13 protein-coding genes are annotated in these 14,032 nt (G+C 65.8%); 7 read left to right on the top strand and 6 right to left on the bottom strand.

Features of this window, described 5'->3' with window-relative positions:
* Nucleotides 1-142: 142 nt before the first annotated feature.
* Nucleotides 143-775 carry a hypothetical protein gene (locus tag ACLBWL_RS06620; RefSeq protein WP_447791303.1) on the bottom strand — a complete coding sequence of 211 codons (633 nt, stop codon included), beginning with the start codon at nucleotides 773-775 and terminating at the stop codon, nucleotides 143-145.
* 221 nt (nucleotides 776-996) lie between these two features.
* Nucleotides 997-1,611, bottom strand: a complete 615-nt coding sequence (locus tag ACLBWL_RS06615; RefSeq protein WP_447791301.1) for a glutathione S-transferase family protein — start codon at nucleotides 1,609-1,611, stop codon at nucleotides 997-999.
* A gap of 73 nt (nucleotides 1,612-1,684) precedes the next feature.
* On the opposite strand from ACLBWL_RS06615, the gene ACLBWL_RS06610 reads away from it, so the two are divergent.
* From ACLBWL_RS06610 to ACLBWL_RS06590, 5 genes are all read left to right on the top strand, one after another.
* Complete coding sequence (locus ACLBWL_RS06610) at nucleotides 1,685-3,292, top strand: class I adenylate-forming enzyme family protein (protein ID WP_447791299.1); 1,608 nt, start codon at nucleotides 1,685-1,687, stop codon at nucleotides 3,290-3,292.
* Between the two features lie 101 nt (nucleotides 3,293-3,393).
* On the top strand, nucleotides 3,394-4,170 hold the full coding sequence (locus ACLBWL_RS06605) for a thioesterase family protein (RefSeq protein ID WP_447791297.1): 777 nt from the start codon (nucleotides 3,394-3,396) through the stop codon (nucleotides 4,168-4,170).
* Between the two features lie 125 nt (nucleotides 4,171-4,295).
* Nucleotides 4,296-4,838, top strand: a complete 543-nt coding sequence (locus ACLBWL_RS06600) for an EF-hand domain-containing protein (RefSeq protein ID WP_447791295.1) — start codon at nucleotides 4,296-4,298, stop codon at nucleotides 4,836-4,838.
* 69 nt (nucleotides 4,839-4,907) lie between these two features.
* Nucleotides 4,908-5,627 carry a response regulator gene (locus ACLBWL_RS06595; protein ID WP_447792033.1) on the top strand — a complete coding sequence of 240 codons (720 nt, stop codon included), beginning with the start codon at nucleotides 4,908-4,910 and terminating at the stop codon, nucleotides 5,625-5,627.
* A 44-nt stretch (nucleotides 5,628-5,671) separates the two neighbouring features.
* The gene (locus ACLBWL_RS06590) at nucleotides 5,672-6,964 is read left to right on the top strand and encodes a HAMP domain-containing sensor histidine kinase (protein WP_447792031.1); all 1,293 of its coding nucleotides are present in this window, start codon (nucleotides 5,672-5,674) and stop codon (nucleotides 6,962-6,964) included.
* A gap of 121 nt (nucleotides 6,965-7,085) precedes the next feature.
* On the opposite strand, the gene ACLBWL_RS06585 is transcribed toward ACLBWL_RS06590, so the two are convergent.
* From ACLBWL_RS06585 to ACLBWL_RS06575, 3 genes are all read right to left on the bottom strand, one after another.
* Nucleotides 7,086-8,381 carry an MFS transporter gene (locus ACLBWL_RS06585; RefSeq protein ID WP_447791293.1) on the bottom strand — a complete coding sequence of 432 codons (1,296 nt, stop codon included), beginning with the start codon at nucleotides 8,379-8,381 and terminating at the stop codon, nucleotides 7,086-7,088.
* Entirely contained in the window at nucleotides 8,381-10,522 is a 2,142-nt protein-coding gene (locus tag ACLBWL_RS06580; RefSeq protein WP_447791291.1) for a M3 family metallopeptidase, read from the bottom strand. Before ACLBWL_RS06580 ends, ACLBWL_RS06585 begins: the two co-directional genes overlap by 1 nt.
* Before the next feature lie 108 nt (nucleotides 10,523-10,630).
* Nucleotides 10,631-11,350: a Crp/Fnr family transcriptional regulator gene (locus ACLBWL_RS06575; protein ID WP_447791289.1), complete on the bottom strand. Its 720-nt coding sequence runs from the start codon at nucleotides 11,348-11,350 to the stop codon at nucleotides 10,631-10,633.
* A gap of 132 nt (nucleotides 11,351-11,482) precedes the next feature.
* Here ACLBWL_RS06575 and gntA point away from each other — a divergent pair, with 132 nt between their 5' ends.
* The gene (gene gntA / locus ACLBWL_RS06570; protein ID WP_447791287.1) at nucleotides 11,483-12,169 is read left to right on the top strand and encodes a guanitoxin biosynthesis heme-dependent pre-guanitoxin N-hydroxylase GntA; all 687 of its coding nucleotides are present in this window, start codon (nucleotides 11,483-11,485) and stop codon (nucleotides 12,167-12,169) included.
* Nucleotides 12,162-12,749 (top strand): DUF1989 domain-containing protein, encoded by a 588-nt coding sequence (locus tag ACLBWL_RS06565; protein WP_447791285.1) that lies wholly within the window; start codon nucleotides 12,162-12,164, stop codon nucleotides 12,747-12,749. Before gntA ends, ACLBWL_RS06565 begins: the two co-directional genes overlap by 8 nt.
* Nucleotides 12,750-12,754: 5 nt before the next feature.
* Here ACLBWL_RS06565 and ACLBWL_RS06560 read toward each other — a convergent pair whose 3' ends face one another.
* Nucleotides 12,755-13,921, bottom strand: a complete 1,167-nt coding sequence (locus ACLBWL_RS06560) for an alpha-hydroxy-acid oxidizing protein (protein ID WP_447791283.1) — start codon at nucleotides 13,919-13,921, stop codon at nucleotides 12,755-12,757.
* Nucleotides 13,922-14,032: the final 111 nt, after the last annotated feature.

The raw sequence follows: 14,032 nt of genomic DNA, 5'->3' as shown, positions 1-14,032 counted from the left end.
GTCCATCGGCGATGGAGCGGAGCGTCCGGGCAATCTGAATACCGGGTATGCGGCTCCCTCGCACAGAAAACCGCCGTTGCAAAGCGTCTTTTCGTACACGGGTGGCGACGGTCGCCGGGCAAAAGCCGTCGCGCGCGGCGCGTCAGTCGCTGATCGTCCACCCCAGACGCGGATCGCCGCCCCGCACGGGCTGCGCGGCAGCGAGACGCTGCGCCAAGGTTCCATAGGCGACGTAGGCGGGCGCGACTTTAGGAGCAGCATCCCCGAATAGCGGCCCGTTCGACGCCACCCGCTCGAACATGGCGTTGCGCATAGCGGGCGTCGTGACGGGCGGAACGAACCGCGCCATCCGAACGGTCGGGCGGGCGATCGGAGTCGCGGCGCCGGTAAAGGCGGTGAACTCGCGGCCTTCCTCGAAGATCGCGTGATGACCCGTGACGAAGGCGCCAGCGACGACTCCGCCGATCAGGATCGTACCGATCGTCTCGCCGGTCCGGCCATCGCCGGCGGCATGATAGCGACCGACCACCGGGACCATGCGCCCCCCGACGTCGACCGAGCGGAGTTCGATATCGACCTTGCCCGATTTGCCGAACGCGCCCTTGCCGGTGCGATAGGTCACGGCGCCCGTTCCCGCGGTGCCACGTGGGATCACCACCAGACCGTCGATGATGACGTCGCGCGCCACCGAGACGGCGACCGGCTGGCCGACACGGGCGCGGTCGGAGCCGATCTCCTCGTCCAGCCGCAACATCATCTCGGTATGTGCGGGCACGAGGATTTGTGAAACCGGGGCGACCGTCACAGACGCGACACCAGGCCGCACATCTTCGGCCAATGCCGCCGTCGGCAGCGCGCAGATGGCTCCGATTAGTAACGCCGCTTTCATCGATGCTCCCCGAACTGTGCAATCAGCCTGCCGGGAGTTTTAGGTCGCGATGACTGCGATCTCGTCAAACGAGTTGGTTAATCCAGCCTGTTCGCATCAAGATAGCTCTATGCACTCGCACTGGGGCGCGCCGACGCGCGCGCGTGCCAATCCGTCAGGTGCATGAGCTCGTCGGGCATCGCGATACCGACGAACTTGGCGAAGTCGATCGTCGTCAGCAGGACGATGTCGGCGATCGTATAGCGCTCGCCGTCCAGCCACTCGCGGCCGTCGAGCGCGTGATCGAACTCCGCCATCGCCGCCAGCACGCGCGGACGCTGGCTCTCGCCGAACTCGGTATATTGCGGCTTCACGATCCGCGCGGTCCAGGGGTGGGTGTGTTGCCAGACCATCGACAGCGGTGCCATCAGGCGGAGTTCGATCCGCCTGGTCCACATGTCGATCTCCGCGATGTTGTGCGCGCCGTGCCCGAACAGCGGCGGATCGGGGTGGAGGATCTCGAAATAGCGGCAGATCGCGACGCTTTCGGTCAGCACGCGACCATCGTCGAACGCCAGTGCAGGCGTCTGCCCGAGCGCGTTGACCGACAGGAACGCCTTCGACCTGTGCTCGGCCTTGGGGATCGAGATCTGCGCCATCGGTATGCGAATATGCTTTTCGGCGAGGAAGATGCGGACGCGGCGCGGGTTGGGCGCTGGCAGCGCGCTATCGTAGAACAGCATGACACGATCCTCGGCTTGGTTTTTCGAATATAGCGTATGGCATTCCCGATCGCCTTCGCCTAGCGGTGCGACCATGACGACCGCTGCAGACATGCTCGCCACCGGCTTCGCCACCCTGCCCGACCTGATCCGGGCGCACGCGCTGGAGCGAGGCGATCGCACTGCAGTCGCCGACGCGCAGGGTAGTGTCGACTACCGGACGCTCGATGCGACGATGGACCGCGTCGCGGCGGCGTTGCAACGCGATGGCGTGGCGCCGGGTCAGGCGGTCGCGATCGTCGCGGCGGCGTCGACCGACTATGCGGCAACTTTCCTTGGTGCGGTACGTAGAGGGTGTGTCGCAACGCCGATCGCGCCCTCCGCTACGCCGGCGGCAATCACGGCGATGATTGCAGATAGTGGCGCGCCGTTGGTGTTCCTGGATGCCGAGAATGCGCGGGCGCTGGAGGGGCAAACTTTTGCAGCCAACGTCGTATTGTTCCCCCGCGAAGGCGGGGGTCCAGACTGGGCCCCCGCCTTCGCGGGGGAACAAGCTTTTTGTCATTTTGTAGATTGGCTAGCTCCCGATGGCGCTGAGCCAACTCCCGTCGCGATCAACCCCGAAGACCCGTTCAACATCATCTATTCTTCCGGCACCACTGGCACGCCGAAGGGCATCGTCCAGAGCCACGCGATGCGCTGGGCGCACATTTCGCGGAACACCGCCGCCGGGTTCGACACCGCAGTGACGGTGATCGCCACGCCGCTCTATTCGAATACCACCCTCGTAAGCTTCCTGCCGACGCTCGGCTGGGGCGGGACGGTGGTGCTGATGAAGAAGTTCGAGGCGCGCGCGTATCTCGAACTTGCCGAGCGGTATCATGCGACGCACACCATGCTGGTGCCGGTCCAATATCAGCGGATCATGGCGCTGCCCGATTTCGACGACTTCGACCTGTCGGCGTTCCGCTTCAAGACCAGCACCAGCGCGCCGTTTTCCGCGGCGCTGAAGGCCGACGTCGTCGCGCGCTGGCCGGGCCTGCTGGTCGAATTCTACGGCATGACCGAGGGCGGCGCGAGCTGCGCGCTGAACGCAACGGCCAACCCGACCAAGCTCCACACCGTCGGGCAGCCGATGCCGGGCCATGAGATCCGCCTGATCGACGACGACGGCAACGAAGTCGCGCCGGGCGAAATGGGCGAGGTCGTCGGCCGCAGCCCGGCCATGATGAACGGCTATCACGGCCGCTCCGAGGCGACGCGCGACGCCGAATGGTATGATGCGGACGGCAACCGCTATATCCGCCACGGCGATGTCGGGCGGTTCGATGAGGATGGTTTTCTCACGCTGCTGGACCGGAAGAAGGACCTGATCATCTCGGGCGGGTTCAACATCTATCCGTCGGACCTGGAGGCGGTGCTGGCCCGGCATCCGGCGGTGGCGGACTGCGCGGTGATCGGCGTTCCGTCCGAGGCGTGGGGCGAAACGCCGGTCGGCTTCTATGTCCCGCGCGACGGTGCAAGCGAGGATGCGCCTTCGATCCTGACGTGGGCGAACGCGCAGCTCGGCAAGACGCAGCGGCTGTCGGCGCTCCACGTCGCGGACGAACTGCCACGCAGCGCGATCGGCAAAGTCCTTAAGCGCGAACTCCGCGATCGGCTTAGCGCATCCCCGCTATCCCAACCCACTCCGTCATCCTGACGAAAGTCAGGATCCAGAGCCACGAATGACGCGGCGCTTGGCTCTGGATCCTGGGTCGAGCCCAGGATGACGGAGAAAGGACGAAGGATGAAAGGACCGCAATGACCAGTCTCAAACAGGCGATCGACGCCCTGGAGCCGATCGAGGGCGGCTGGCGCGGGGCGGTGCCCGAAAACTGGACGCAGGGTCGCACCGCCTATGGCGGGTTCTCCGCCGCACTCGCGCTGCATGTCGCGCAGCAGTCTGATACCGACCTGCCGCCACTGCGGTCCGCGCAGGTGTCGTTCATCGGGCCGTTGTCGGGCGAGATCGTGATCAGGGCACGGCGACTGCGACGCGGACGCAACGCGGCGTTCGTCCAGGCCGACGTCGAGAGCGCGGCCGGACTCGGCCTCCGTGCGACGTTCGTGTTCATGGCGGCGGTAGAGTCGCGTGTCGATCACCAGATCGGTCGAGCGCCCGACTTCCGCATGCCGGGGCCGGACACGCAGACGTTTCGCGGCCACAGCGCGGTGGCATTCTCACGCAACTTCGACCTGCTCGATCGTCGCGACGACAGCGTCGGGCCCGCCGAGTGGCTCCGCTGGGCGCGGCTGGTCGAGCGTGACGGGCTCGATCCGATGGTCGAGCTGATCGCGATCGCCGATTGCCTGCCGCCCGCCGCGCTGAAGCTGCTCGGCGGCCCCGCCCCGCTCAGTTCGATGACGTGGCTGCTCAATATCCTCGGGCCTCGGCCGGTGACGCGTGACGGCTGGTGGCTGCTCCGTGCGACCACCGACTATACGAAGGACGGCAGTTCGAGCCAGCAGATGGCGATCTGGAACGCCGACGGCACGCCGGTCGCCGAACAGATGCAAAGCGTCGCGATCTTCGCCTGAGCGCTGACGCGCGGTTCCGACATATCTTGCGACACATTGGCAGCCCGACGGCAAAACGCTGCGACAACCGAGGTTTAGACCGGCGTCATTCAATGGGAATTCGTCCCACACAGCCGGAGTCTGACATGCGCAAGACCGTCCTCACCCTGATGCTAGCCGCCAGCGCGATCACGTCCGCTGCCAGCGCGCAGACCGCCCCTGCCCCTAGCCCCGCAACGCCGCGTCCGCCGATGCGGCAGGACGCGAACCGCGACGGCGTCATCACGCGCACCGAAGCGATCGCGCAGGCCGACGCCCGGTTCGCCCAGATGGATACCGATCATGACGGACGGATCAGCGCTGGCGAGATGCGCGCCTATCGCACCGCGATGCATGACCGGAGGGTGGCGAGCGGCCGCGACGTCCCCGTGCCGCCGCCGGGTGGCGCCAAGCATGACGGCATGGGTCGCCGGATGGATCCGAACGGCGACGGCAGCGTGACCCGCGAGGAGTCCGAAGCCCGCGCGCTCAAGCGGTTCGACCGGATGGACGCCAATCACGACGGCACGATCGACGCGACCGAGCGCGCCAACGCCGCCGAGATGCGCCATATCGATCGGCGCGAACGCCGCGAGGGCGTCACGCCACCAGTGCCCGCGCCCGCCCCTGCCCCGGCCCCCGCGCAATAATTCGGAAAGGGGGGAGGCATCGGGTCCCGGTGCTTCCCCTGGACAGCTGCCATGCTAGACACTGCCCCGATGGGAGATATGCCGCATCTGCTGCTCGTCGACGACGAGCGCTCGATCCGCGAGCCGTTGGCCGCTTACCTCACCAAACAGGGGTTTCGCGTCACGCAGGCAGGCGATGCGGAGAGCGCGCGGACGCGGCTGACGGCGTATGCGATCGATCTCGTCATCCTCGACATCATGATGCCGGGCGAGGACGGTCTGTCGCTGTGCCGCCATATCGCCGCGACCAGCGATGTGCCGGTGATCCTGCTGACCGCGCGCACCGAGGAGACCGACCGGATCATCGGGCTCGAAATGGGCGCAGACGATTATGTGGTGAAGCCGTTCTCGCCGCGGGAGTTGGCGACGCGCGTGAAGGTCATCCTGCGGCGCGCGACCGCGGGCGGTGCGCGCCAGCATGCGCCCGAGGCGAATGCCTATGCCTTTGCCGGCTGGGTGCTGAAGTCGGGCGAGCGCGCGCTGGTCGACCGCGAGGGCGTGTCGGTGCCGCTGTCGACCGGGGAATATAACCTGCTGCTCGCGCTGGTGACGCGGCCGCGCCAGGTACTCACCCGCGACCAACTGCTCGACCTGACGCAGGGGCGCGAGGCGGCCGCGTTCGATCGCGCGGTCGACAACCAGGTCAGCCGGTTGCGCCGCAAGATCGAAGCCGATGCGAAATCGCCCGAGCTGATCAAGACGGTGTGGGGGGGCGGCTACACGCTCGCGGCCGAAGTCACGCGGTTGTGAGCCCTGCGCTGAAGCGGTTCTGGCCGCGCAGTCTGACCAGCCAGATGGTGCTGCTGGTCGCGATCGCGCTGTTCGTGGCGCAGGCGATTAACTTCACGCTCTTGTTGCGCGAACGCCGCTCGCTTCAGCTCGAACAGGCGACCGGGCCGGCGGTGGCGCGGATCAGCGACGCGATCGAGCGCACCGCACAAGGCCGCGGCCCTGTCGCCAATCGTGGACGTATCCGCCGGCTGCCGAACAACCCGATCCCGGCGAGCGCACCGCGCGAACGCGAGGTCGAGGCGTCGTTGCGCACGGCGCTGAACGAAGCCGGCGTCCGCTACGGCGCGATCGTGACCGGCATACGGCCGTTCGACCCCGAAGACGTCGAGCGCCGCGCCCGTTTCCGCAAACGCCCGCGGCTGGTCGACGACCTCCAGATCGCGGTCGAGCAACCGGGCCAAGGCTGGCTGGTCACGCATGTCGGCTGGCCGCACAGCAGTATGTGGCTGGTCTGGCAACTGATCGGCCAGACGCTGATCCTGTACGGGATCGTTCTCGTCGCGGTGCTGTGGGCGGCCCGCCGGATCGGCCGGCCGTTGCGCGACCTGACCCGCGCCGCAGAGAGCTTCACGCCGGGCGATGCCGCGACCCCGCTGGCGCCCGCCGGCCCGCACGACGTGGCCGCGCTGATCGAGGCGTTCAACGCGCTGCGGTTGCGCGTGACGGCGATGCTCGACGAGAAGAACCGGATGCTCGGCGCGATCGGCCATGACCTGCGGACGCCGCTCGCCGCACTGCGCGTGCGGATCGAGTCGGTCGAGGACGACACCGATCGCGCGAAGATGATCGACACCGTGGCGGAGATGAACCGGACGCTCGACGACATCCTGTCGCTGGCGCGGCTGGGGCGGCCGAGCGAGCCGCCGACCGACGTGGACCTTGCGGCGCTGGTGGATGCGGTGGTCGAGGATTTCCGCGATCTCGGCTGCGAGGTGAGCTTCGTCGAGGCGGATCGGTTGCGAATGCGGTTGCGGCCATCGCTGATGCGCCGCGCGGTGCGCAATTTGATCGAGAACGCGGTCAAATACGGCGTGTCGGCGGAAGTGCGGGTCGAGGCGGGCGAGCGATGCGTGGCGATCGTCGTGGCGGATCAGGGGCCGGGGATCCCGGAGGACCGGATGGGCGACGTGTTCGATGCCTTCACGCGGCTGGAGAGTTCGCGCAACCGGGAGACGGGGGGGATCGGGCTTGGGCTGGCCTTGGCACGCGCGATCGTGCGCGAGGCCGGCGGGGAAATCCGGCTGGTGAACCGAGTAGGCGGCGGCCTCGACGCGATCATCGAGCTGCCGCGCTAACTCCTTCTGCTCCCTCTCCCCTCCGTGGAGAGGGTCGGGGTGAGGGGCAGCCAAGCAATGCGTCGCCTGGAACAGCCCCTCACCCCAGCCCTCTCCACGCAGGGGAGAGGGAGCAGTAAGTTCAATCCTCGATGATCTGGCTGTGCGTCCGCGTGTCCTTCATGCGGAGGTACACGATCAGCGACACGCCGATCATTGCGGTCACGTACCAATAGAAGCCGCGCTCCATGCCTTCGTTCTTGAGCCACAGCGCGACGTACTCGGCGGTGCCGCCGAACATCGTGTTCGCCAGCGCGTACGGCAACGCCACGCCCAGCGCGCGGACGTGTGCGGGGAACAGTTCCGCCTTCACCACCGCGTTGATCGCGGTGTAGCCGGTGACGATGAACAGCGAGGCCACGACCAGCCCGAACGCCAGATACGGATTGGTCGCCGTCTCCAGCACGGTGAAGATCGGCACCGTGCACAACACGCCGGCGATCCCGAACCCGACCATCAGCGGTTTCCGCCCGATGCGGTCCGACAACGCACCCGCCAACGGCTGGAACGCCGCGTACAGTGCCAGCGCCGCGGTCATGATCAGCGTCGCGGACTCGCGGCTGAACCCGCTCGTGTTGACCAGGAACTTCTGCATGTACGTGGTGTACGCATAGAAGGCGAGCGTCCCACCCGCTGTGAGCAGCAGCACGGTGAACGCCTCGCGCGGGTATTTGCTGAACAGCAGCCACCCGCTCGATTTCGGCGTGCCGTCCGCCTTGGCGTTCTGATAGCTCTCGGTCTCGAGCAGCCCGCGACGAATGCGGAACACGACGAGCGCGAGCACGCCGCCGATCGCGAACGGAATCCGCCAGCCCCAGGCGTCGAGCTGTGCCGTGTCCAGCGTCGATTGCAACAGCAGCAGCACGCCGAGCGCTAGCAGCTGCCCGGCGATCAGCGTCACGTACTGGAAGCTGGAGAAGAAGCCGCGCCGCGACTTGCCCGCCATTTCCGACAGGTACACAGCACTCGCCCCATATTCCCCGCCGACACTGAGGCCCTGCATCAGGCGCGCGAGGATCAGCAGCGCCGGCGCGATCCAGCCGATCGTCGCGAAGCCCGGCGTGATAGCGATCAGGAACGAGCCCGCGCACATCAGCGTCACCGACAGCGTCAGCCCCGATTTGCGCCCGTGGCGATCGGCGTAGATGCCCATCACCCATGCGCCGATCGGCCGCATCAGGAAGCCGACCGCGAACACCGCGGCGACGCTCATCAGCTGCGCGGTCGCATTGCCCTTCGGGAAGAACACCGGTGCGAAATACAGCCCGAACGCCGAATAGACGTACCAGTCGAACCATTCGACGAGGTTGCCCGCCGACCCACCGAGGATCGACTTCAGCCGGTGGTTCTTCTCCGGCGGGAGTGCGCTGCTAGCCATTACTTCGTCCCCTGTGGAGCTTGCGTCGGAAACCCGCGCTTCTTGAGCAGCGCGTTCACATCCGGATCACGCCCCCGGAACGCACGATACGCCTCGGCGCGATCGGTCTCGTTACCGGTCGACAACAGGACCTTCGCAAACTTGTCCGCGGTCGGCTTGTCCCACGGACTGCCCGCCTCTTCGAACGCCGCGAAGGTGTCGGCGTCCATCGTCTCGGACCAGAGGTAGCTGTAATAGCCCGCCGAATAGCTGTCCGACGCGAACAGATGCTGGAACTGCGGTACGCGGTGACGCATCACCAGCTGCTTCGGCATGCCGATCTCGGTGAGTGTCGCCGCCTCGAACTTGTCGGGGTCGATCACGCCGTCGGGCACGGTGTGGATCTTCATGTCGACGATCGCCGACGACAGATATTCCGCGGTCTTGAAGCCCTCGTTGAACTTGCTCGACTGCTCGATCTTGTCGAGCAATGCCTGCGGCATCGCCGCCTTGGTCTGGTAATGCCGCGCATATTTGTCGAGCACGTCGCGGATCAGCAGCCAATGCTCGTTCACCTGGCTCGGATATTCGACGAAGTCGCGCGGCGTGCCGGCAAGTCCCGGATAATAGACGGTCTGGAGCATCGCGTGGATCGCATGACCGAACTCGTGGAACAGCGTCTGCGCATCGTCGAGGCTGATCAAGATCGGCTCGCCGGGCGCACCCTTGGCAAAATTGTTGTTGTTCGACGACAGCACGAGCTGCGCCGGGGCTAGGCCTCGTTGCCCACGATAGGTGTTCGCCCAAGCGCCCGACCGCTTGCCCGTCCGCGCGAAATCGTCGCGATAGAACAGCCCGACATCCTTGCCGGTCTTGTCGGTCACGCTCCACACGCGCATGTTCGGCTCGAACACGGGGACGGTCCCGGTGATCTCCTTGAAGTTCAGCCCGTACAGCCGGTTGGCAGCGTACAGCGACCCCTGGATGATGTTGCCAAGCTCGAAATAGGGCTTCAGCTGCGCCTGATCGAGGTCGTACCGGGCTTTGCGCACCTTCTCCTGGTAGAAGCGATAATCCCACGGCTCGATCGTCAGCGACGTACCGGCGACCTTCTGCATGTCGGCGACCTCCTCGGCGACGCGGCCCTTGGCAGCGGGCCAGACGCGCATCATCAGGTCCATCGCCGCGGCGGGCGTCTTGGCCATCGTGTCCTGCATCCGCCAATCGGCATGCGTCTTGAACCCGAGCAGATGTGCGCGATCGGCGCGCAGCTTGACGATCTGCGCGATCGTCGCGTTCGTGTCGTTCGCATCGCCGTTGTCGCCGCGGTTGACGAACGCGCGCCACACCTTCTCGCGCAGGGCACGATCGGTGGCGTAAGTCAGCACCGGATCGACCGCCGACCGCGTGTTGACGATCGCGAAGCCCGGCAGCTTCCGCTCGGTCGCCGCCGCCTTGGCGACCGCCTTCACGCTATCCGGCAATCCAGCAAGTTGCGCCTCGTCGGTGACCGAGATCGCCTTGCTCTCGTCGGCGAGCAGCTTCTCGCCGAACGTCGAGAACGCGGTCGCAAGCTGCTGGTTATACTGCGAAAGCTGCGCCTTCTGCGCATCGTTCAGCTTGGCGCCCTGGCGCACATAGCTGTCGTAGATCCGCGTCACGAGCCGGATCTGCTGCGCGTTCAGCCCGCTTGAATTGCGCGCATCGTAGATCGCCTGAATGCGCGCGAACAGCGGCTTGTCGAAGGTGATCGCATCCGACGCCGCGGAGAATTTCGGCGACCATTCGCGGTCGAGCTTTTGATAGGCCGGCGTGTTCATGTTGCCGGTCATCACGCCGAACAGCGTCATCACCTGCCCGTAGCGCTTGCCGGCAAGCTGCATCGGCACGATCGTGTTGGCGAAGGTCGGCTTGGCCGGATTGTCGGCGATCTTGCGGTATTCCGCGGTCCGCTCGGCGAGCGTCGTCTCGAACGCCTGCGGGAACAGCTCGGGGCGAACCTTGTCCCACGGTGGCACCCCACCCATCGGCCCCGTCCAGTCGGCAAGCAACGGGTTCGCGGCGGCGTTCGGAGCAGGCGTCGCGGCCGGCGCGACCTGCGCGACGACGGAGGTAGACGCCATCAGCGCGACGGCACTGGCGGCGAGGTATAGAAACTGCACATGGATCTCCCGGTCGATGTCCCGGGTAGCATAGAGGTAAAGTCGCGGTGCGGAACCCCGCTGCGGGATCGGCCGCGGTCGTCACCGACCCGGCAGCAATACAGCCGGTCACCCGTCCGCGTGCGTTCCGTACAAATATTGCGGTTCGAACTCGGCGAGCTTGGCAAGCTTTTGCCTGTCGAGAATGCAGACCTGGCCGCCCTTGAACGTCAGCAATTCGCGCTCGCGCAGGACGCGGAGCACACGATTGACGTGGACGCCGGTCAACCCCGTCGCTTCGGCCAGATCCGGCTGCGTCATCGGCAGCATGAACCGGCCGTCCGCGGCCATCCCGACCATTTCGAGCTTCACGTTGAGTTCGCAGAACAGATGCGCGATCCGCCCCTCAGCGCCGAGCCGCCCGAGCCGGAAGATCCACTCGCGGTGCATCGCGGCGTCGAGCAGCGTGCTGAACCACAGCTTCTGCGTCAGATGCGGATAGCGCTCGGTGATCATCTGCAACGTGCGATGCTCATAACAGGCGATCTTCACCGGCCCGAGCGTTGCGATATCATGGTCGAGCCGCTTCATCGGAAAGGCGTGAAGATCGACGAAATCGCCCGGCACGTGCACTGCGACCAGCTGACGCTGGCCCTCGCGGTCGTCCATATATCGGCACACGAACCCCTCGATCAGCAGCGTGCTCGTCTCGATCAGGTCACCCGCGCGGACGATCCGCTTGCGCGCCGCGACCTGTCGCACGGAGCCGATGCCGTCTTCCAGCACCTGCTTTTCTTCGTTGCTCAGTTCATGGCGGCCGCGCCCCATGAGAAACTTTTCCGAGATCATCAACGCCCCTTTATCGACCCGTCCCGTACCGCCACAAGGGATAGAAGAACAGATCGGGATTCGTACTGATACATATCAAAAGCTCGTGTCGGGTGCGCAACATTGCTGCGGTTCGAGGGTTCGTCCCCGATCATGTATCAGCCAATCTTTCAAAACGACCACCCCCTCGCACGCAAGTTTATCGAAACGGTGCAGGCACCGCTCTTTCCGTGTGTCGGCGCGAAATCGGCACTCGCCAAGGGACAGATGGACATTCTCGTCGCGCGCGACGTGCGATCTGCTTGGGATGACATGAGAATTTCTCCCGCGCTTGGCGAAACGGTGCGCAAGTACCGCGAAGATCGCGCGATTTTCCGGACGCTCATTATTCTGTTCGAAGCGCCTGCTTTGCTGTCTGAAGAAGAGTTCGAGGAGCATCTTTGGGCGCGTGCTCAATCGCTTAGCGACAAGGACGAGTGGCTCGGCTATCAGCCCGACCCGTCGGTGAGCAGCGACCCGGACGATCCACATTTCTCGCTGAGCTTTGCCGGCGAGGCGTTCTTCGTGGTCGGCCTCCACCCGAATGCGAGCCGCCCGGCGCGCAAATTCGAGTCGCCGGCGATGGTATTCAATCTCCACGACCAGTTCGAGGTTTTGCGTGACCAGCAGCGGTACGATAAGTTGCGGTCTTCGATCCTGGCGCGCGACCTGGAATATGCTGGCTCGATGAACCCGATGCTAGCCCGCCACGGCGAATCCAGCGAGGCACGACAATATAGCGGCCGCGTCGTCGACGAATCCTGGAAATGCCCATTCAAGCGAGGTGAAGCCCGTGGCTGATATCAAGACGATCCCGCCACGCTCCGGTGCCGGTTTCACGCTCGACAAGGGGCAGGTTCTGACCGTGATCGATCCCGAGGGTCGGCAGGTCTCCGATTTGCTCGCGTATAATCGCAGCGACGTGCGCGAGGCGATCTCGTCCGGGCGCACGCTCGATTATGCGAGCCGGCTGTATCTGACGACCGGCGACCGGCTGTATTCGAACCGCAGCAACGTGATGCTCGATATCGTCGCGGACGATGTCGGGCGGCACGATTTCCTGCTGACGCCGTGCTCGAAGGAAACCTTCGCGATCATTTATGGCGATATCGATCCGCATCGAGGGTGTTTCGGCAATCTCGCCGAGGCGCTCGCGCCCTGGGGGATCGAGCCGGACCAGATCCCGGTGGCGTTCAACTGCTTCATGAACGTGCCGATCGACGGCACGACCGGCACCTTCACCGTCGAACCGCCGCTGAGCAAGGCCGGCGACACAATCGTCTTTCGCGCCGAGATGGATCTGGTGATCGGCATGACCGCGTGCTCGGCGCTGCAATCGAACGGCGGCAGCTTCAAGCCGATCCAGTACCGTATCGACTGAGCGGCTCAGCGCGGCTGGCGGACGGCGCCGGCCGTGCGCACATCGGCGATGGTCGGATAGCCGTTGACCGCCATCAGCAGGTCGGCCTCGGCAAGCAGGCACTTGAGGACGTGCGCCGCACCCTCTGCGCCATCGAGCGCCAGTCCGTAGGTATAGGGGCGACCGACCCCGACCGCGGTGGCGCCGAGCGCGAGCGCCTTGACGACATCGGCCCCCGACCGCACGCCCGAATCGAACAGCACCGGCGTCGTGCCCGAGGCCACAACGACATCGGCGAGCATGTCGATCGCGGCGATCCCGCCATTCGCCTGCCGACCGCCGTGATTGGAGCAGTAGATGCCGTCCGCGCCCTCGTCGATCGCGCGCCGCGCATCGTCGGGGTGGCAGATGCCCTTCAGCACGATCGGCAATTTGGTGAGCGAACGCAGCCACGGCATGTCCGCCCAGGTGAGCACCCGTCCGAACGTCGCCGCCCACGCGCCGATCGCCGCCGCCGGATCCTCCTCGGGTGGCTTTGCCAGCAGCTTGCGGAAGGCAGGGTCGGAGAAATAATTCATCAGCACATGGCCGCGGAGCTGCGGAAAGTTCGCCGCATTAAGATCGCGCGGACGCCAGCCGGTCACCCAGGTGTCGAGCGTCACGACGATCGCCTTGTACCCCGCCGCCTCGGCGCGGTGGACGAGGCTCTCGGCGACCCCGACGTCCTTGGGTGTGTAGAGCTGGAAGAAGCCCGGCGTATCGCCCAGCGCTTGCGCCACGGTTTCGAGCGGATCGTTGGAGAGGGTCGACGCCATCAGCGGCACGCCGGTCATCGCCGAGGCGCGTGCCGCGGCGAGATCGCCGTGCTGATCCTGCGTGCAGATGCCGTTGATCCCGACCGGGGCCATGAACAGCGGCGTCGGCAGAGTCAGCCCGAACAACTCGATCGACAGATCGCGCGTCCGGCAATCGACCATCATCCGCGGCACCAGGCCCCAGTGACGAAACGCGGCGGCATTCTCGTCCTGGGTATGTTCGTCGCCGCACCCGCCCTGGAGATACGACAGCACCGCGGGCGGCAGCGCCGCGCTGGCGCGCCGTTCGAGCGTTGCGAAATCGACCGGGAGCTTCGGCACGACACCGCGCAAGCCCGCGCCATAGATCGCGTTCTGGAAATCGCCGTACTGCGCCATCGGACCCTCTCGCGTTTTGTGTTGCGATTATCGTGCCGGAGCGAAGCGGCGCGGACAAGCGGCGGGAGCCGCGTATGAAATACCGGCACGATAACATCGATGAACCAGATC

Source organism: Sphingomonas sp. M1A8_2b, from assembly GCF_053345535.1.
Note: the sequence above shows the minus strand (reverse complement) of the source record. Positions and strands in the feature narration are given on the sequence as shown.

What these genes read in the sequence shown, in the direction of transcription:
- ACLBWL_RS06615 (WP_447791301.1), bottom strand. Translation starts at nt 1,611, where the DNA reads ATGCTGTTCTACGATAGCGCGCTGCCAGCGCCCAACCCGCGCCGCGTC.
- ACLBWL_RS06610 (WP_447791299.1), top strand. Translation starts at nt 1,685, where the DNA reads ATGACGACCGCTGCAGACATGCTCGCCACCGGCTTCGCCACCCTGCCC.
- ACLBWL_RS06605 (WP_447791297.1), top strand. Translation starts at nt 3,394, where the DNA reads ATGACCAGTCTCAAACAGGCGATCGACGCCCTGGAGCCGATCGAGGGC.
- ACLBWL_RS06600 (WP_447791295.1), top strand. Translation starts at nt 4,296, where the DNA reads ATGCGCAAGACCGTCCTCACCCTGATGCTAGCCGCCAGCGCGATCACG.
- ACLBWL_RS06595 (WP_447792033.1), top strand. Translation starts at nt 4,908, where the DNA reads ATGGGAGATATGCCGCATCTGCTGCTCGTCGACGACGAGCGCTCGATC.
- ACLBWL_RS06590 (WP_447792031.1), top strand. Translation starts at nt 5,672, where the DNA reads ATGGTGCTGCTGGTCGCGATCGCGCTGTTCGTGGCGCAGGCGATTAAC.
- ACLBWL_RS06585 (WP_447791293.1), bottom strand. Translation starts at nt 8,381, where the DNA reads ATGGCTAGCAGCGCACTCCCGCCGGAGAAGAACCACCGGCTGAAGTCG.
- ACLBWL_RS06575 (WP_447791289.1), bottom strand. Translation starts at nt 11,350, where the DNA reads ATGATCTCGGAAAAGTTTCTCATGGGGCGCGGCCGCCATGAACTGAGC.
- gntA (WP_447791287.1), top strand. Translation starts at nt 11,483, where the DNA reads ATGTATCAGCCAATCTTTCAAAACGACCACCCCCTCGCACGCAAGTTT.
- ACLBWL_RS06560 (WP_447791283.1), bottom strand. Translation starts at nt 13,921, where the DNA reads ATGGCGCAGTACGGCGATTTCCAGAACGCGATCTATGGCGCGGGCTTG.